This window comes from Shewanella indica (assembly GCF_033842865.1).
Taxonomy (GTDB): Bacteria; Pseudomonadota; Gammaproteobacteria; order Enterobacterales; family Shewanellaceae; genus Shewanella; species Shewanella indica.
Genome location: NZ_JAWXXR010000001.1, coordinates 78802 through 97263 on the forward strand (window position 1 = coordinate 78802; position 18462 = coordinate 97263).

Genomic DNA, 18462 nt, shown 5'->3' on the forward strand with positions numbered 1-18462 from the left:
CAGGGCTAGACCTTTGCCTGACTTGACACTCCATCCAATTGCCAGTATTTACTAACTTTCGCTATTCCTGACGGGGCCCCTTTTTGGACGATATATCGACCGGCATACTCCTGATAATTCTCCTGCTGTTAATCCTGATTTCGGCGTATTTTTCCGGTTCGGAAACCGCCATGATGACCCTAAACCGCTACCGGTTGCGTCATCTGGCCAATAATGGCCACAAAGGTGCCAAACGCGCCATCAAACTACTCGACCGTCCCGACAAACTCATAGGCCTGATCCTCATAGGCAATAACCTGGTTAATATTCTCGCCTCCTCAATCGCCACGATTCTGGGTATCCGACTCTGGGGCGACTTGGGATTAGCCATCGCCACCGGGGTACTGACACTCGTGGTATTAGTGTTTGCCGAAGTGACGCCCAAGACTGTGGCTGCACTGCATCCAGAACGCATCGCCTTCCCATCAAGCCTGATACTCAAGTGGTTGTTATGGCTGTTTTTGCCTCTGGTCAAAAGCGTCAACATCATCACGTCTTTCATACTCAGACTAATGGGGATCCGCACCATACGTGCCGATGATGCCCTGAGCCAGGAGGAACTCCGCACTGTTGTTCATGAAGCAGGAGCCCTTATCCCCAGACGCCACCAGGAAATGTTGTTGTCAATTCTGGATCTGGAGAAGGTCACTGTGGAAGACATCATGGTGCCCCGCTCTGAACTCTACGCCATCAATGTCAATGATGACTTCAAAAGCATCAATAAGCAGGTTATTCAGAGCCCGCATACCCGGGTACTCCTGTATCGTGACAACATAGATGATGCCGTAGGTTTTGTGCATCTGCGTGATGCGTTAAGACTGCAATCCAAGGAACAGTTCAGTAAATCTTCCCTGCTGAGGGCTGTAAAAGAGCTGTACTTTATTCCCGAAGGCACGCCGCTCAACGTGCAATTGGCCAACTTCCAGCACAACAAGGAACGCATCGGCCTGGTGGTAGATGAATACGGGGATATTCAAGGATTGGTGACGCTGGAAGATATTCTTGAAGAAATCGTCGGCGACTTTACCACTTCCATGATCACCACTCCCAGCGAAGATATTACCCCGCAGCAGGATGGCAGCTTCCTGATCGATGCCACCATCAACATCCGCGACCTCAACAAAGAGATGGAGTGGGACTTCCCAACCGACGGCCCCAAGACCCTCAATGGTTTGATCCTGGAATATCTGGAAGAGATCCCCCAGGCCAACACTAGCCTGAGACTCGCAGGTTACCCTATGGAAGTGGTAGAAGTGGCCGACAACATGATCAAAACGGTACGGATCATGCCGCAATTTTATCGTCCATCCTGAAACTCAACTTGCTTTGAACTAAGTCATTGGGCAGTTTTGGCTGCCCTTTTGGCCGCTTCCAGTGCCCGACGTTTGTCCCGAGCGATCGCGGTAATGGTGCGATCCAACTCATCTTCCAGTCCCAGCATAAAAAACACTTCGGCCATCAGGAAAAACGGGCCAATAAGCAGTTGGTTGAGATCATCAATAAAAGCAGGTTTGGCCTTTTCATACTTGTGACCTATAAACTGGAATATCCAACCTAAAACAAAAACTGTTATGCCCAACCAGATACTGGCATAGCCTTGAGTATAGAGCCATTCGGTTGTCAGAATAACCGGCAGAATAAACAGCGCCAGTCCCAGCGCCAAACGCCAATGCAACTTGATGTAATAGGCCATGACCAGGACAGCCAGTAGCATGGCTATACTGAACGTACCGTCAGCAAAAGGCAGACGCCACAGTGACAGCATTAAAAATACTGACCAGATAATCAAAGGGATACCAATAAAATGGCTTTTGATATTGGTGGGGTTCAGATGCACACTCTTGTAAGTGGACAACTGTTCAACAGCCGACTTCATAATGCTCTCCTTGGTTTTGTTATTATTCTCCTCCCGCCGAGCAGGGACCTCGAGTGCCTGGGTAATGTGCCACAGTGCTCATGGCAAATGCTTACTTATGTTTGAGCCACCAATTATCAAAGACAATTAAGGCCAATTAATGGTTTGAGATTAACGCAACACCTCCTAGGTGACAATGACTCCCCATCATTGAACAACTTGCACAAAGCTATCCAAGTAACTTTGTCTGCTTTAACTCTGAAACCATAATCCATCATCACTATCATTAACTAAATCAGTCACTCCTCTGTCATCAGAGATAGCTCATCCTGACGCCGCAAAATGGCAGGATGAAAACCTTGAACAATAAAGAGTAAAAAGCCGACCCTAAGGTCGGCTTTGGTATTGAAGATAAAGAGCTGTACTTAGAAGCGCAGGGCTACGCCTACTTTATATCTGGCTTCGCCTTCAAAGCTCCACACTGGGTAATCGGCCTTGAATTCGCTGATCACATCCTCTGCACTAATTGGGGAAACACCCGTCTGTATGCTGTCTTCTTCGGTGATGTTGACCGCTTCAAAGGTGATATCCAAATAGTCGGTTACCGAGTAGCTGGCACTGAGGTCCAAGGTCCCGTAAGACTCGTGCTGACGGTTACCATAGAAGCCAGGCAGCTCGCGCATCATATACTCAGAGCGCCAGTTATAGGCCAGACGAGCGCTGAAGTCGTCCATCTCATAGTAACCTACCAGGTTGACGGTATGCTTGGATGAGTCAGAGAACACGCCCACACGGTCAGGATAGTTTTCTGCCGGAGAGGATGCATCGGCAAAGGTATAGTTCACCGAGTAACCCAAACCGTTGTCGAAGGAGTCCTGCAGCTGCAGCTCGATACCATCTATGCTGCCGCCGTCGGCATTGTACTTCTCACTCACAGTCCAGCAGTCATAGATACCTACGCCACAAGAACTTTTACCTTCGGTTACCAGGTTGGGATCTTCAATACCTATCTGCTGATTCAGCTTCTGTTTGGTGGTGATAAAGGAGCTGACATCCTTGATAAAGTAAGTGGCGGCAAACAGGCCCGAATCACTGAAATACCACTCCAGACTCAAGTCGGCCTGAGTCGCCTTGAATGGATCCAGCGCCACACTGCCACGCACCAGTTTTTCATTATAAGGTGTGCCATCGTTGTAACCCGGCAGGGTCGAGGTGGCAAACAGCTCGGCGTAGTTGGGGCGAGAGATCACCTGAGCGGCAGAGGCGCGCAGTATCACATCCTCGCTCAAGTCGAAGGCGATGTTAACGCTCGGCAATACGTCGTTATAGCTGGACTTGTCTGTGCTCAGGTCATCGGCAAACTGCCCCTGTTTGTTGAGCGCATAATAGTCGGACTCAATATCGGTCGAGATATAACGGAAACCGAAGTTACCGCGGAATCCTTCCCCGGCAAAAGTAGCCATGGCGTACAGGGCCAGGTTCTCCTCCTGGATGGTGCCATAACCGGATTTGTCTATAGTAAAGCCATCGATGGCGGCATAGGCATCGGCAATCATGGCATCAAATATCGGTTCAGGCAGAGTGAAACCGGCGCCGGATGACATGGTGCCATTGTAGTAGGCAGAAGCATCTTTGGTCAGAACCTTGGCATCATTGACTATCGCCTTATCTGTCATCTGGGTGACTTCATGATCGGCATAACTCACACCTGTCTTGATGGCACTGATAGCGCCCCAGGCAACCGGGAAGTTGAAGTCCAACTGAGCGAAGGTTTCTTCATCCGTGTTGGGCTGCTTCTTCAGCGCCCAGCCGGCAGTGGCCAATGGGTCGTTAAAGTCACCGGCCTCAAAATACTTGTTGGCGATATCGATATTGATCTTATCGCCGGTGGCATCATAAATACCGGCAAAGTCAGCCGGGACACCGATTGAGTTACCATAGTTGGCAGTCAAGTCGGTACCACCTTCGGCTTCGGTGCGACCAATGCGACCTTCAATTGTGAAATTATCCGCTTCATAGTTGAAGTTGAAATCCACTGTATCCGAGCTCATGCTCGCCTTACGGGCCCAGGTTTGTGCCCAGGCAAAACCGCCTTGATCGCTGTGGTTTATCTTGGTACAAACACCGGCGGCATTGACCTGTTCACAGGTGTAGTCGCCTCGTTGTGTGGGGAACAGGAAGATGGAGGTGTTGGCGTTGTTGGCGTCCAACTCCAGATTCATGTAGTTGAGCCCCAGTTCCAGTCTGTCGGTAGGACGATGCTGCAACACCAGGTTGATTGCGGTGCGCTCACGATCCTGTTGGAAAGTGGTTGGCACTATCTCCCCCCAGCCAAGCAGGGTTTCGATACCATTACGCTGATAGTCCGTCTGGCTCCAGGAACCTGCCAGCAACACACCGAAGTTCTCATCTTCATTTTTCCAGCTGTAGAGGCCGGAGGCTTCAGGATCTATCTCTTCCGAGACGCTACCATAATCCCCTTTGGCACTCAGGAACACCGAGTTGGCATCCAAATCCAGCGGTTTGCGGGTGTTGATGATAACAGTGCCGCCAATCCCCCCTTCGGCAATATCGGCCTGGGACGATTTGTAGACTTCAATCGAGCCCACCATCTCGGGTGGCAGCAAGGTGTAATTGAAACTGCGGTCGATGGCCTGCTGATCGAACCAACCGGTAGAAGCCACAGAGTGACCATTGAGCTGGGTACTGGTCAGCTGCGCCGAGGCGCCGCGGATAGAAACCTGTTGCCCCTGACCGAACTGGCGGTTAACGGCGACCCCTGGAATACGTCCCAGAGACTCACCCACATCACTGTCGGGGAATTTACCAATATCTTCTGAAGTTACCGCATCGACTACGGCATCAGAAAAACGCTTGGTATTCACCGAAGCCTTCATCGAGGCACGCATGCCGCGGACTTCAATTTTTTCAATATTGGCAGTTTCGTTGCTGTTGTTATCTGCTGCCTCGGCAGCCAGCGCGCCAACAGATACCGCTCCCCCAAGAAGGATAGCGATATTTGCAGCGAGGGCAGTTTTCTTAAAGGTAGATGTTTTCATCTCGTTTCCCTTCCATCACTTTATTATCTTTTTTGTTGCCATAACCATTCCCTCCAAGGGAATGACAACGCTGTCATGTTCAGGAACAAACATTACACAATAATTAACAGCCTTGCCACAACAAAATAACCACAAAGCAAACAAAAACTGTCATATTGCTGTGTTAATGGGGTAAAACAGATTTTTAAGCTGGTCAAAAACTGTTCAGGCAGAGTTTTATACAACCAAGCATGTCAACTGTAGCGGGAAACAAATTAAGTCCCAGACTAAATCATGGCTAAATTCTGCGTTGCCAAACTGATTAAAAGTCAGCAGTATAAGATGCTCGACAGCGGCCATGCCGCTTCCGGCCCCTGCTGGCTGTGAGTATTCGCCTGATATCTCGGACTAAGTTGAATGAAAGTAACCATCAATGACGTGGCTAAATATGCCGGCGTTTCCATCAAGACAGTATCCCGGGTCACCAATAATGAGCCTTCGGTTAAACAGGCCACTATCGACAAGGTCAATGCTGCAATCAAAGCGTTGAATTACCAGCCCAATTTAGCTGCCCGCAACCTGGCTGCCACCAGTTCCTATGTCATAGGCTTCGTCTATGACAACCCCAACGCCTACTACATTATCGATATGCAGAACGGTATTCTCTCCGCCTGTCGGGACAAGGGCTATGAGCTGCTGATCCATCCCTGTGATGCCAAGGCCGATGGTATTTGTGAACAGCTGACCACCATGGTGAAACATGCCCGCCTGGCCGGACTGGTACTGACGCCGCCGCTGTCGGAAGATCCCAAGGTACTTTCCGCCCTGGATGCCATAGGCGCCAACTATGTTCGCATCATGGCCGGTGACAGAGTGCTGGCCGATACCGGGCTGGCGGTACTGGTTAACGACAGATCCGGCGCCGTGGCCATTACCCAACATCTTATCGATCTCGGGCATAGGCAAATCGCCTTTCTCAGCGGCGACTATCAGCACCAATCAACCAAAGAGCGTCTCGAAGGTTATCGTCAGGCCTTGAGGGACAACGGCCTGGACGAATCTCCCGAGCTGATTGTCGAGGGTGAATACTCGTTTGAATCCGGAGTTGAGGGTGCCAAAAAGCTGCTCAAAAAGGCTAACCGGCCCAGCGCCATAGTAGCCTGTAACGACGAAATCGCCGCCGGTGCCCTGTTTGCCGCCAGGCTGGAAGGGGTGGATATTCCCACCGAGCTCTCGATTGTCGGCTTTGAGGACAGCCCCTTCTCACGCCAAACCTGGCCCAAGTTGACCACAGTGCATCAGCCCAACGGCAAGATTGCCCAGATAGCTACCGAACTGTTGATTGCCAATCGCCGTGAACAGAGCGTTCGCAGTGAAATCTTTACCCCAGAGCCGGTTATCAGAGACTCGAGCGCCAGGGTGCAAGCAAGCTGAAATTCCAGCCACTAAAAAGGCGCTCTACAGAGCGCCTTTACGATAAGATTCAAAATCACTTTATCAGTGCAGCTTGAGTTTGGGCCTGTGCCACTTCAGCAGCCGCTGCGCCAGACGATACACCAACGCCGAAAACCAACCGTACAAACTCGCTAAATGGCGTTGATACAGGGACATGTACATCATCCGCGCCACATAACCCTCAATAAACAGAGAGCCGGATCTCAGGTTACCCATCAGATTGCCCACCGCCGAGAAACGGCTCAGTGACACCAATGAACCATAGTCGCGGTAAACAAAAGGATTTTCTGCCTTGCCCTTCAAACGGTTGAGAATATTTTTATACAGGGTTTCCGCCATCTGTGATGCGGCTTGGGCCCGGGGAGGCACAGGCTTGCCGTTGTCCTGCACCAAAAAGGCGCAGTCACCCAAGGCGTAGATATCCTTGTGGCCCTTGACCCGCATACAGGCATCTACCTCGATGAGATTACGGTTATTGACCGGCAACTTATCAAACTGTTGCAGTACATCCGGCCCCTTGACGCCGGCCGCCCACACCTTGAGTCCGGCAGGGATCAGCACATCTTCCTGGGTCACAAACCCCTGCTTGGTCACCTCTTTGACCTGCACCCCAATATGCAAGCGAACCCCGATATGATCCAGCACAGACTGGGCTCTGGAACTCACCTTGTCCGGCAATGCCGGCAATATCTTGGGCGCCGCCTCAATCAGGTGAATTTCCAGATGATGCTTGTCGACATTGAGGTAACCGTATTCTTTGACCGAGTCCAGCACATGATGCAACTCAGCGGCCAGCTCAACTCCGGTCGCGCCGGCGCCCACTATGCCGATACTGAGCTTTTCACTGGTTTCATCCAGCAGCAACAGGTTGTCCAGCAACTTGTGGTGAAATTGATTGGCACTGTCGAGGCTGTCGAGGAAGATACAGTGCTCTTTGGCACCCGGGGTGTTGAAGCTGTTGGCCACCCCGCCGATGGCGATCACCAAATAATCATAGGGTAAATCACGCTCGGCGATAATCTGCTCGCCGTCATCATTACTGACACCCGCCAGAGTGATAGTCTTGGCCTCAGGATCGCATTGCAGCATTTCACCGCGCAGAAAGCGATAGCCATTTTTCAGGCCATGGTCGCGATACAGCAAGCCTTCTACTGATTGATCTATCACCCCAACGGCCACTTCGTGCAGTTTGGGCTTCCAGATATGTACCGGACTCTTATCTATCAGGGTTATTTCAGCCTCTTCCTTCAGGCCCAATTTGCGTCCCAGCTTGGATGCCAGCGCCAATCCTCCGGCGCCGCCGCCCACAATTAAAATCCGCTTACTGGTCACAAATTCCCCCAAGAGTATGAACTAATGCAAGATAGTCTTTTATAACATGATCCCGCTCAAAAATAACCCGAGTTCTAAATTAATATTTCTTTATATATCACTGATGCAGGTAAATATTTGCCATCATTTCCTGTCCCTCAAGGTTGGTGTAATGCCACCTTGGTGCGCTTTAAGCTGTAGAACATCCACAGGCACAATAGGCTGCTGCAGGACGCCAAGGAGATCCACACGCCCGGCACCCCAAAGGCCCAGGCAAATACCCAGAGGAACAGGCCTATCAGCAGCAACTTGCTGCCCGTGAGTATCGAGGCCTCGGCCGGACGATTGATGGCCTGGAAGAAACTGGCGCCCACCAAAATCAAACCTTCCATCGGCAAGCCCCAGAAATAAAGATACATGCCTTCAATGGCAACCGGGGCCAGGGTCGGGTTGTCACCGGCAAACAGATACACCATCCATTCCGGGCGGCTGTAGATAAGCACCAATCCCAGCAAGGCGCAGATTAAGGTAACGGAAAATGCCATTTTGGCAGTCTGCTTGACCCTGTCATATTGACCGGCACCGGCATTGAAGCTGAGAATGGGTTGTGTGCCGAGGGCTATGCCTTCAAACACAAAATAGAACAGGGCCTCGGTATAACTCACCACGCCATAGGCGGCCACATGCAGCGAAGTGCCGGTCCAGAGCAGCGCCATGTTATGCATGGTCAAGACAATCGACAGGTAGAGATTCATCAGGAAACTGGGCATCCCCAACTTAACGATTTCCCAAACCAGCTCCAGGCTCAATTTCATCTGCTGCCAGTCGATATTAAGCCGGGTGCGCTTGCCAAAGAAATGTTGCAGACACAGGCCGCCGGTGACCGCCTGGGACAACATGGTAGCAATGGCGGCACCGGTCAATCCGAAGGGAAAGACCACAATAAACAGCCAATCCAGCAGAGTGTTGAGCACACCTCCAAATACCAGGATCCAGGTGACGAAACTGGGGCGACCGTCATTACGCAAAAGCGCCGAGAAGGCCATGGAGATAATGGGGAAAATACCTAAGGCAAAGTACCAGAACAGGTATTGGTAGGCACCTTCATAGACCTCACCTTCGGCTTTCAGCCAGCGCAGAATATCGTCGGTCAACATGGTTCCGGCAAGCGACACTACCAGCGCACTCAACAGGCAAAGACTAAAGGTGTTGCCGAGAATTTTTCTGGCCCTGGCGACATCACCGCGGCCAAGATTGATGGAGATAAGCGCGGCGCCGCCCATGCCCAAAAGCGCACCGATCGCATAAAGAATGGCGCCCACAGGGTAAGCCAGCATAATACCCGCGAGACCTGTTTCTCCCAGGTAATGGCCGATAAACATCCCATCTACTGTGACGTAAATTCCGGTCACCAACATGGACATCACTGTGGGGACTGTGTAACGCCAAAAGAGTTTACTGACCGGCTGCTGCAGTAAGGCGAGATCCTGCTCAGTCTGGGAGACGCTGTTTTGGGTCATGACGCTTTCTCAACATCGAAGGTGTTAAACCATAAGTTCGATATCAGAGGCCATATTAAGAGGCACCTACTCGGCCTCTTTTCAAATTAGCGCTCCGAAATTAATCACCTTAGAAAAGTGAATGGCGGATTGTACCCGAGTTATCAGCCAGGATGCCACCGCCTTGAACAGGCAGTTATTCGGCGACTTTGATGGCAAGCAGTTGCTGCTCCAAAGACTCAGGCTGCAAGGGGGCGCGACTGATGATTTCCAGTCTGGAATCCATGGCATCATCGAGCTCTTCAACACTCAATTCACCGTCGAGCATATTGAGTGCCGCTATGCCGTCTTTGGTGATCATCACAGCTTTTAGCCGCACCACATCGAGTGCCTTGGCCCAGCGATAGAGGCGCTCGAGATCGAACAGCCAATCCGAAGCAAAGATCCAGCCATAGCTGTAACAGCCCTCGCCTTTATTACTCTTGAACACTATGCCGCGAGCGTCCCACTCGGGTGCTTCGGGGCTTTGTGAGTCGGCATCAAGTGGCTTGATGGCAAACACACCGGCATTTTGCCGCAGCAGCCCGGCGCCTATGGGTGTGGCTTTAACGTTCAAATTGGCCTTTGCCGGCTTAGCCAGCGCTCGCAACAATTCATCGCTGAGCTTTTGCTCTTTGGACCAGTAAAACAGCTCCCCTTCCAGTTGCTGAGCGGCAATAAAGGCGGCTATCTGTTCACTTAGCTGATCACTCCCCGGATCACTTTGCGGCCTATCCCCAGGCAGAGCCATTGGCGCTTGGTGTTGCCAGAGGTCGTGCTTGCCGGCCAGCAGGATATCGGCTATCTGCAGCTGGGAGAGAAAGTTCTCATGTTCGGTATAACGCCTGTCACTGAATTTGCGCGGGTCAAACAGACAGATACTGGCCTTGAGGCTGAGCACTTCGGCAAACTGTTTCGAGCTTAGGATTTTCAAAATCTCTTTGGGATGTCCAAGGCCGGTGGGCTCTATCAGTAATCTGTCGGGTTTGGCCCGGGCCAGCAGCTGGGTCACCGCCACTTGAGTCGGCACCCCGGCGGCGCAGCACAAACAGCCACCGGGTACTTCTCGTATCACAACGCCTGAGTCACTCTGCCCCATCAAGCCGGCATCTATTCCTATTTCACCGAACTCATTGACCAATACCGCCCAGGTCTCACCAGCGGGCTTATTGGCCAGCAGCGCTTTGATAAAGGTAGTTTTGCCTGAGCCGAGAAAGCCGGTTATCAGATTGGTGGCGACGGGTTTAAGGATCATCTGTGACTCCATTCCTTACAGCATTGAGGCAACAGAGTGTAACCCAAGCAGGGAAAGAGTTAGCTGGAAATTGTAAACAGATGCAAAATGGGCGCCAATAGCGCCCATTTCTGTAAACCTGACTTAAGGTTTAAGTTCGTGATCCACTATCGGTGTCAGCCCTTTGGCACGGTTCTCAATGGCATCGTCCAGCTCAAAACCACTGGCGCGCCAACCCTTGGCCTCGGCCGCCGAGAAACTCTGCAAGTGCCACTCTTTGGCATCTTGGAGTTTAAAGCCTGCATCCTGCCAGGCGCCGGCATCTTTGGCATCGAAACCGGCAACATGCCACTGCTGGGCGCTTCGGGAGTCAAAGCCGGCCTCTTTCCAGGAGGCTATCTCGGTTGAACTCATACCGGACCAATCTTTGGGGGTAGAACTGCAAGCCACAAGCATACTCAACCACAGCAAGATCACTAATTTTCGCAACATACTCATCTCCTGATACCTTTACTATTCCTTAAGCTAAGGGGGCTGCGCTGCCGACGGCTTATTAAGGCAACGCATTGAGTATAGCAGGCTTTTTTAATCTATCTGCGCCTTGGCCCTTTCGGAGCCTGGCCCTTGCGACCGGGTTTATGCCCCCTGTGAGTCTTGGCATGTCGGGGCTTCTCTATTGACTGCGAGTAGCGCTCCGGCAGCGGCGCGCCCCTCTCGTAACCCGGCAGTACTTCTCTTGGCAGCTTGTAACCGAGCAAGGCTTCTATTTCAGCCAGTTTTTGCTCTTCGGCCGGGCTCACCAAAGAGATGGCTTCGCCGCTGCGCCCGGCTCTGCCGGTGCGGCCGATGCGATGAATATAGTCATCAGCCTGGGATGGCAGCTCGAGATTGATAACCCTTGGCAAGGCCGGAATATCCAGGCCTCGGGCCGCGACATCGGTTGCTACCAATACCCGAATCTCACCATCGATGAACTGCGCCAGAGCACGGCTGCGGGCGCCCTGAGTCTTGTCACCGTGAAAGCAGGCGCTCTTGATACCGTCGAGTTTCAGCTCTTGCTGCAACTGCTCGGCGCTCTCCTTGGTACTGACAAAGGCCAACACCTGTTGCCAGTTGTTGCGGCCAATAAGCTCGGCAAGCAACTCGGCTTTACGGCGATAGTCTACCGGATACACCTTTTGCTGGATCTGCGCCTGAGTTCGGCGCTCTTTATCCACTTCAAACCATTCTGGCTTATCAAGCAACTTATGCCCGAGGCGCTTGACCTCCTCGGGGAAGGTCGCCGAAAACAACATGGTCTGATGCCCGGCTGGCAGATAGCGCCCCAGACGCTCAATATCCGGTAAGAACCCCAGGTCCAACATGCGGTCCGCCTCATCCAACACCAGGGTCTTAACCTTATCCAGCCTGAGATGATCTTGGCTAAGGTGATCGAACAACCGCCCCGGCGTCGCCACCAGCACTTCAATACCGGCCGCTATCGCCTTACGTTGAGGGTTGAAGTTGGCGCCGCCGAAAATGGCCAGAATGCGAAATGGCGTATGGACGGCATATTTATCCAACTGAGTTGCCACCTGCTGTGCCAGCTCGCGGGTTGGTGTCAGGATAAGCACTCTAGGCGCGGCGCCATACTCAGGCTCAGCGAGCCCCAGTTGCTGCCACTCATCAATCAAGGCGGCCAACAGCGGCAAACCAAAGGCCGCGGTTTTGCCTGTACCTGTCTGGGCCGAAGCCATAATATCCCGCCCGGCCAATGCCGCCGGCAACACCTGCTGCTGCACCGCCGTCAGCTCACGATAGCCGCACTGGGCAACGGCTTCGAGCAGCGCTCCCGGCAGCTGGGTTTCAGAAAACTGCATCTTCAACACCTGAAACATAAAAAGGCCGGCGAGTATAGCGCAAACACAAGTTATCAGCTGACTTTTCCACTGCCGATGACCTGATGCTTACCAAGATATTTTTGCTCAAAGCCTTCGATATCCAATGCCTGGGAATACAGATACCCCTGAGCATAGTCACAACCTATACGAGTCAAGATCTCGGCCTGACCGGCAGTCTCCACCCCTTCGGCTATTACCTTCATCCCCAGTTTGTGCGCCATCACTATGATGGCTTCACAGAGAGTCAAATCGCTCTCATCTGTTTCCAAATTACGTGTAAACGATTGATCTATCTTGAGATAGTCGATATCAAACCGCTTCAGATACGCCAAGGAAGAATAGCCGGTACCAAAGTCATCCAACGACACCTGAATGCCGGCATCCCGGTAGGCCAACAACTTATCACTGACCCCCATTTTGGCATCCAGCAACAACCCTTCAGTTATCTCTATACAGATCCCGGAGCCGGACACCTCAAGACTTGCCAACAGCTCCAGCCACTCGGCAAAACGGTTACCCTCGTCGCGAAACTGGATTGGCGACTTATTGATACTAATCTGCACCTCGCGGCCATAGGCCTTGCGCCAGGCGGCACTCTGACGCGCCGCCTGTTCAAACACCCAGTTGCCGATATCGAAAATCAACCCAGTGTCTTCTGCAATAGGGATAAACTCTGCCGGCGAGACACTGCCGCGCTCACTGTGATTCCAGCGCAGCAAGGCTTCGGCCTTGAACACCCGACCGCTGCCCAGCTCGACTATAGGTTGGAACCTGAGTTCGAATTCATTTCGTTCAAGAGCCTGACGTAAATCCTGAATAAGCCGCATCCTGTATCTGGCGTATTCCTGCATTGAGGCGGTGAAATAGTTGAAGCGGTTACGGCCTTGGTCTTTGGCGGCGTACATGGCCTGATCCGCATGTTTAAGTAACAATTCAGCCGTTTGTCCATCATCTGGGAAAAGGGTAATACCTATGCTGGCACTGATAAAGGCGGTCTCATCGCCCAACTTGAAGGGCTCGGCCAGACTACTGAGGATATGATTGGCAACCCGCTCAACCCCGTTATGATCCTGCACATCCGAGAGCAATAGAGTGAACTCATCGCCACCAAGCCTGGCCACCACATCGGATTCACGGACACAGGTCTGCAGTCGCTCTGAGGTTTCCACCAGCAATAGGTCGCCCATATCATGGCCCAGGGTATCGTTAACTTCCTTGAAAAAATCCAGATCCAGAAACAGCAGCGCAAATTTTTGTTGATGACGAACAGCCTTGCGAATTTCATTGCCCAGGTGCTCGGTGAACATACGTCGGTTTGGCAAGCCCGTGAGGGCATCATAGTTGGCCTGACGCCAGATGAGACGCTCGTTCTGCTTTTTGTCGGTAATGTCGGAAAACAGCGCCACTCTTCTCAGCGGCGTATCATCCGTGCTATGAATAGTGTTGATGCTGAGCCAGATCATTATCTTGCGGCCATCGTAACAACGAAGCCACATTTCGCCCTGCCAACGCCCCTTATGCCCGAGCGCCTGACTTAGTTCACGATAGAACACTTCTCCATGATCGTCACATTTGAGCATGTCTATGTTGCTGCCAAGAATATCCTCCGCTTGATATCCCGTGATGGCACTGAATGCCGAGTTAACCGTCATAATAGTGCCGACTTCATCCAGCACACTCATCGCCTCACTGGAGTTTTCATAGACGGACGCCGCCAGTTTAAGGGAAGCTTCCTGCTGTTTTTGCTCGGTAATATCCACATGTACACCGCAAACCCTAAGCGGCCGTCCTTTTTCATCACGGCTAACCACCTTGCCGGTGTCCTGTACCCAACGCAACTCTCCATCCGGGCGGATCAGCCGGTATTGCACCTGGTGCTGCTTTGTTTTTCCGGCCAGATGATCATCCAAAGAACGCAGCACCCAGTCTCTGTCTTTGGGATGAATACCATCTAGCCACAGACGTTTGTTATCATTGAGGTTATCAAGCGAGCAACCAAGGATCTCGGCGCTGCGTTTGTTACGCACTACTGTATCCTTGATGGGATCCCAATCCCAGAAGCCGAGTTGACCGCTTTGCAACACCAGTTCCAACTGTTCGCGACTGGCGGCACTCGCCTGCTCAGCCAACTTGGCCGAGGTGATATCGATATAACCGGCAATCACCAGCTGCACCTGTTGATGATGGCGCTGACAGGCCACAGTCATATGGGTATAAACATAATGACCAGCCTTGGAGATAAAACGTTTCTCCATCTCATATTCGTCGATTTCACCGTCCAGCATCCGCCTGAATTGCGCCATATCAGCGGGCAAATCATCGGGATGGGTCATTTCAGACCAGGTCAATTGCGTCAGTTCCTGCTCTGTATAACCCAACATTTTGCTCATATGGGGGTTTATCTTGAGCCAATGTTGATCCGGCGCAGTAATCGAAATCCCTATATTGCCGATATTGAACTGGGAGCGAAACAAAAAGTCATCCTGCAGCCGAATGCGATTGTCGCGCTCAAACTCCAGTCGCCGCGACAGCAAGCGCCCAAGCAACACATTGGTGAGTGGGAACAAAGTCAGTACAGGTAAACTGATACTGGCAAGCACCCCTTTGGCGGTTTCCCAGGGCAGCAGCAACATCCAGGCCAGCATCACCAGATGCACCAGCAGGGAAAAGCCGGCCAGCTCCGGGTAGCCGATATCGGCGAGGGACTGTTTGCGTCGCCTGCGCCAAAGTAGACCAAGCAAACCACTAGAGAGAATCACTCCCACGCCAATCCAAACACCTTCGCCGCCCCCCTGATAAATACGAAAAGCGACTGCAATACTGCACCCTATCAGGGTTGGCAAACCGCCGAAAAACAGGCCTGAAATACTTAAAAGTACAGAGCGACTATCGAAGAAAATCCCCGGCTCATAGCTCCAGGGAGTGAGCATCAAAGCAATACAGATACCACCGATAATGACGCCTATTAACAAGCGCCACAGCAGGAAGTAGTCCCGTTGTTGTTGTCTGGGAATCGCATCATAAATAAATACCAATGCCAGCAGAAAAGCGGCATTTTGTGCCAAAGGAAGGAAAATGCTCTGTTCCATCTATTCCCAAGCCTGTGAATAACAAAGAAGAAATCTACAGGTCTAGTGTAGCAGAGCACCTTTGGAAACCTGACTAATTTATGCGCTTACCTCGGCGCAGTATTCATTACTGCCGAAAATTTAGGCGTCATATAACAACTTCAAATATAGTTGGGCACTGTCTTGCCATAAGAAGCGACTGGCGGAGGCCCTTTTTCTAAGGGCGTTCCAGTTGGCAGTGGGATAGAGCTCCAAGGCCCGGGACAGGGCGTCGAGCAGCGCCTTGGCCTGTTCATCCAGCCCAATCCCTGCGAATACCATGCCATTGTCACCGTCACTGATGGTATCGGCCAGCCCACCTGTGGCATGCACCAAACAGGGTTGGCCTGCTCTCAAAGCCAGCATCTGGCTGATACCACAAGGCTCAAAAGAACTGGGCATCACAAACAGATCGCCACATTGATAGAGGGCATCGGCCAGCTCCTGATGATAACCATTGATAAAGCGAAAATTGCTGTTACTCGCGGCGATGCGACCAAAGAGTGCCGCTATCTGCTCATCGCCGCTGCCGAGCAGCCAAAAACAGGCGCTGTCGCTGAACTGCGCCAGCCTTAGCAGCAGCTCTTCCAGCACTGTTTTGCCCTGCCAGGAATGACACAGCAAGAGTAACTTCTGCTCAGTGAGCCTGCCAACCGAGGTCAGCAGCATTCCCGGCGACTCAGATATCTGCCCCAAACGGATTTGGGTAATCATATCGGCCGGCGTCACTGCATCGCTGCGCCCGAGTTTACTCAATAATGCCTCTGTGGCTATCTTGGGCAGTTGCAGCTTGAGTTGCCGCCGCTTGCCGGCAGCAAGCGGTAATCCTTTTTGATAGTCACAGCCGTTGAGAATGCCGAACACCTGGCCAAGCTTGGCTTTGGCCTGCAGCTCAGCCTCCAATCCCTCGCCGCCAAAGAAGCCCAGTTCAGGCTGTGACGGACGCAGAACTTCCTTGGCGTAAGTCGCCGAGACCAGATGGATAACATCACTGAATTGAATCGCCGCCCGCAGCGGATTGATGCACCCGGGGTAGCGGGTATCCAGCGCCAGTTGCAGCTTGGGATTTGCCCCTTCGGCCAACAGCCAGGGATACCAGGCCGCCAGGGAAGATGCCTCGCCGGCAAGCGGCCGCACCCCCTGCATCGCCAGATTGTGGATACTGAGAACACAGGGCACTTTTGATAGGCCGCAGTAGGCGGGATCCAGTGCTCTTAACATGGCAAAACCGCCGCAGTGCCAGTCGTGCAGGTGAAACCTGTCCGGCAGCGGCAATAATCCCTGTTTCAGCGCCGCCGCAACAGCAGCGCCGAAGAGGGCAAACTTGCCTGCATCTGTGGCAAAGGGGCGCTCAGGGCCATCCAGGCTGTAGACTTCACGCTTAACGCTGCAAAAACCTTCATGGGCCAGAAGATAGATCCACAACCCCTGAGAGTCAGGCTGAACCGCCGGATTGGCGATACGATACAGCCGCGCCCGGGTGTTGCCTGCGCCGAAAGCAAATTCAAACTCGCACAGAAAATCGGCCCCCTGCTCCTTGGCCAAAAAACCATAGTCCGGCATTATGATATGCGCCGCCACGCCTTGGCTTTGCAGCGCCAAAGGCAACTCGGCCAGCACATCGGCCATACCGCCGACTTTGGCGCCGGCCAGGGCGGCATTTTCCGCTGCCAACATCAACACCTGCAGTTTTGCTTTCGCCACCATTATTCGTACCCCACAGGCAGTCCCAACATGTCGCGGGTCACCAGCACCACACCGTTTTCCGAGACCCGAAAACCCTTGGCCCTGTCGTGGTCATGGTTGAAGCCTATCTCCATCCCCTCGGGGATAATGCAGCCCCGGTCGATAATAGCCTTGCGAATCCGGCAATGACGCAACACCACCACATCGGGCAGGATCACCGAGTCTTCCACCTCTGAGTATGAACAAACCCTGACCTCATTAAAGAGAACGCAGTGGCGCACAGTGGCACCAGAGATAATGCAGCCACTGGAAACCACAGAGTCCAGCGCCATGCCGCGCCTGTCATCATCGTCAAACACAAACTTGGCCGGCGGCAGTTGTTCCTGATAGGTCCAGATGGGCCATTTGGCATCATAGAGATTGAGTGCCGGCGTCGGCGACAACAGTTCCATATTGGCTTGCCAGAAAGAATCCAGAGTTCCCACATCGCGCCAGTAGGCCTGTTCGTTGGGAAAGGCGCTGCGAAACGGATAGGCATAGACCCGGTGCTTTTCTATGATGGCCGGGATAATGTCCTTGCCGAAATCCCGGTTGGAATCGGCGTTCTGGGCATCTTTTTTCAGCTGTTCAAACAGAAACTCAGTATTGAACACATAGTTGCCCATAGATGCCAGGCAGGATTCGGGGTTATCCGGCAAGGGCCTGGGTTCGACCGGTTTCTCTTCAAACCCCAGAATACGGTTGCTGCTGTCCACCTCCATCACCCCGAAGGCGTTGGCCGCTTCGGCCACCGGCACCTCCATACAGGAAACCGTCATATCGGCGCCGGACTCGGCATGAGCGGCCAGCAGACCGGCGTAATCCATGCGGTAGATATGATCGCCCGAAAGCACCATCACATAGCGCGGCAGCTCGTGACGTATGATGTCTATATTCTGAAACACAGCATCGGCCGTGCCCTGATACCAGTTGTCCGAATACCGTTGAGACGCCGGCAATATCTCCACCGACTCCCCCAACTCCTTTTTGAAATGCCCCCAGCCGCGGGTCACGTGGCGGATAAGCGAATGGGACTTGTACTGGGTCACCACCCCTACCCGGCGGATCCCCGAGTTGATGCAGTTGGACAGCGGAAAGTCGATGATCCTGAACTTACCGCCGAAATAGAGCGCAGGCTTGGCCCGCCAATCGGTCAGCTCATGGAGGCGGGAACCCCGGCCTCCGGCCAGGATCAGGGCATAGGTTTCACGGGTAAGGTTACTGATATAACGCGGACTCGGATTCGGCATAAAAGCGTGCTCCCAATTAACAGAAAAAGG

12 protein-coding genes are annotated in these 18462 nt (G+C 52.6%); 2 read left to right on the plus strand and 10 right to left on the minus strand.

The genetic code is table 11. The annotated features are described in order from the left end of the window. The first annotated feature begins 83 nt into the window (after positions 1 to 83). Positions 84 to 1352, plus strand: coding sequence for an HlyC/CorC family transporter (locus SIL79_RS00390; RefSeq protein WP_039034758.1), 1269 nt, complete (start codon positions 84 to 86; stop codon positions 1350 to 1352). 23 nt (positions 1353 to 1375) lie between these two features. Here SIL79_RS00390 and SIL79_RS00395 read toward each other — a convergent pair whose 3' ends face one another. Beyond that, positions 1376 to 1915: an Mpo1 family 2-hydroxy fatty acid dioxygenase gene (locus SIL79_RS00395; protein WP_039034757.1), complete on the minus strand. Its 540-nt coding sequence runs from the start codon at positions 1913 to 1915 to the stop codon at positions 1376 to 1378. A 404-nt stretch (positions 1916 to 2319) separates the two neighbouring features. Then, positions 2320 to 4953, minus strand: a complete 2634-nt coding sequence (locus tag SIL79_RS00400; RefSeq protein ID WP_162207049.1) for a TonB-dependent receptor — start codon at positions 4951 to 4953, stop codon at positions 2320 to 2322. A 396-nt stretch (positions 4954 to 5349) separates the two neighbouring features. Here SIL79_RS00400 and SIL79_RS00405 point away from each other — a divergent pair, with 396 nt between their 5' ends. Continuing rightward, positions 5350 to 6366, plus strand: coding sequence for a LacI family DNA-binding transcriptional regulator (locus tag SIL79_RS00405; protein WP_071477051.1), 1017 nt, complete (start codon positions 5350 to 5352; stop codon positions 6364 to 6366). Positions 6367 to 6429: 63 nt separating this feature from the next. Here SIL79_RS00405 and SIL79_RS00410 read toward each other — a convergent pair whose 3' ends face one another. The 8 genes from SIL79_RS00410 to glgC form a co-directional block, all read right to left on the minus strand. Further along, a complete protein-coding gene (locus SIL79_RS00410; protein ID WP_039034798.1) occupies positions 6430 to 7719 on the minus strand; it encodes an NAD(P)/FAD-dependent oxidoreductase in 1290 nt (429 codons plus the stop codon). A 137-nt stretch (positions 7720 to 7856) separates the two neighbouring features. After that, entirely contained in the window at positions 7857 to 9218 is a 1362-nt protein-coding gene (locus tag SIL79_RS00415) for an MATE family efflux transporter (RefSeq protein ID WP_039034754.1), read from the minus strand. Between the two features lie 175 nt (positions 9219 to 9393). Next, a complete protein-coding gene (locus SIL79_RS00420; protein WP_071476605.1) occupies positions 9394 to 10491 on the minus strand; it encodes a CobW family GTP-binding protein in 1098 nt (365 codons plus the stop codon). 123 nt (positions 10492 to 10614) lie between these two features. Next, complete coding sequence (locus tag SIL79_RS00425; RefSeq protein WP_052248153.1) at positions 10615 to 10962, minus strand: hypothetical protein; 348 nt, start codon at positions 10960 to 10962, stop codon at positions 10615 to 10617. A gap of 98 nt (positions 10963 to 11060) precedes the next feature. Continuing rightward, positions 11061 to 12329, minus strand: a complete 1269-nt coding sequence (locus SIL79_RS00430; protein ID WP_233962729.1) for a DEAD/DEAH box helicase — start codon at positions 12327 to 12329, stop codon at positions 11061 to 11063. Between the two features lie 53 nt (positions 12330 to 12382). Further along, on the minus strand, positions 12383 to 15439 hold the full coding sequence (locus tag SIL79_RS00435; RefSeq protein ID WP_162207051.1) for an EAL domain-containing protein: 3057 nt from the start codon (positions 15437 to 15439) through the stop codon (positions 12383 to 12385). Positions 15440 to 15559: 120 nt separating this feature from the next. Continuing rightward, entirely contained in the window at positions 15560 to 17164 is a 1605-nt protein-coding gene (locus tag SIL79_RS00440) for a glycogen synthase (protein WP_319618888.1), read from the minus strand. After that, positions 17164 to 18432, minus strand: coding sequence for a glucose-1-phosphate adenylyltransferase (gene glgC, locus SIL79_RS00445; protein ID WP_044733960.1), 1269 nt, complete (start codon positions 18430 to 18432; stop codon positions 17164 to 17166). Before glgC ends, SIL79_RS00440 begins: the two co-directional genes overlap by 1 nt. Between the last annotated feature and the right edge of the window lie 30 nt (positions 18433 to 18462).

Coding starts and splice junctions, on each gene's coding strand:
- SIL79_RS00395 (WP_039034757.1), bottom strand. CDS start 1,915: ATGAAGTCGGCTGTTGAACAGTTGTCCACTTACAAGAGTGTGCATCTG.
- SIL79_RS00400 (WP_162207049.1), bottom strand. CDS start 4,953: ATGAAAACATCTACCTTTAAGAAAACTGCCCTCGCTGCAAATATCGCT.
- SIL79_RS00405 (WP_071477051.1), top strand. CDS start 5,350: ATGAAAGTAACCATCAATGACGTGGCTAAATATGCCGGCGTTTCCATC.
- SIL79_RS00415 (WP_039034754.1), bottom strand. CDS start 9,218: ATGACCCAAAACAGCGTCTCCCAGACTGAGCAGGATCTCGCCTTACTG.
- SIL79_RS00420 (WP_071476605.1), bottom strand. CDS start 10,491: ATGATCCTTAAACCCGTCGCCACCAATCTGATAACCGGCTTTCTCGGC.
- SIL79_RS00425 (WP_052248153.1), bottom strand. CDS start 10,962: ATGTTGCGAAAATTAGTGATCTTGCTGTGGTTGAGTATGCTTGTGGCT.
- SIL79_RS00430 (WP_233962729.1), bottom strand. CDS start 12,329: ATGCAGTTTTCTGAAACCCAGCTGCCGGGAGCGCTGCTCGAAGCCGTT.
- SIL79_RS00435 (WP_162207051.1), bottom strand. CDS start 15,439: ATGGAACAGAGCATTTTCCTTCCTTTGGCACAAAATGCCGCTTTTCTG.
- SIL79_RS00440 (WP_319618888.1), bottom strand. CDS start 17,164: ATGGTGGCGAAAGCAAAACTGCAGGTGTTGATGTTGGCAGCGGAAAAT.
- glgC (WP_044733960.1), bottom strand. CDS start 18,432: ATGCCGAATCCGAGTCCGCGTTATATCAGTAACCTTACCCGTGAAACC.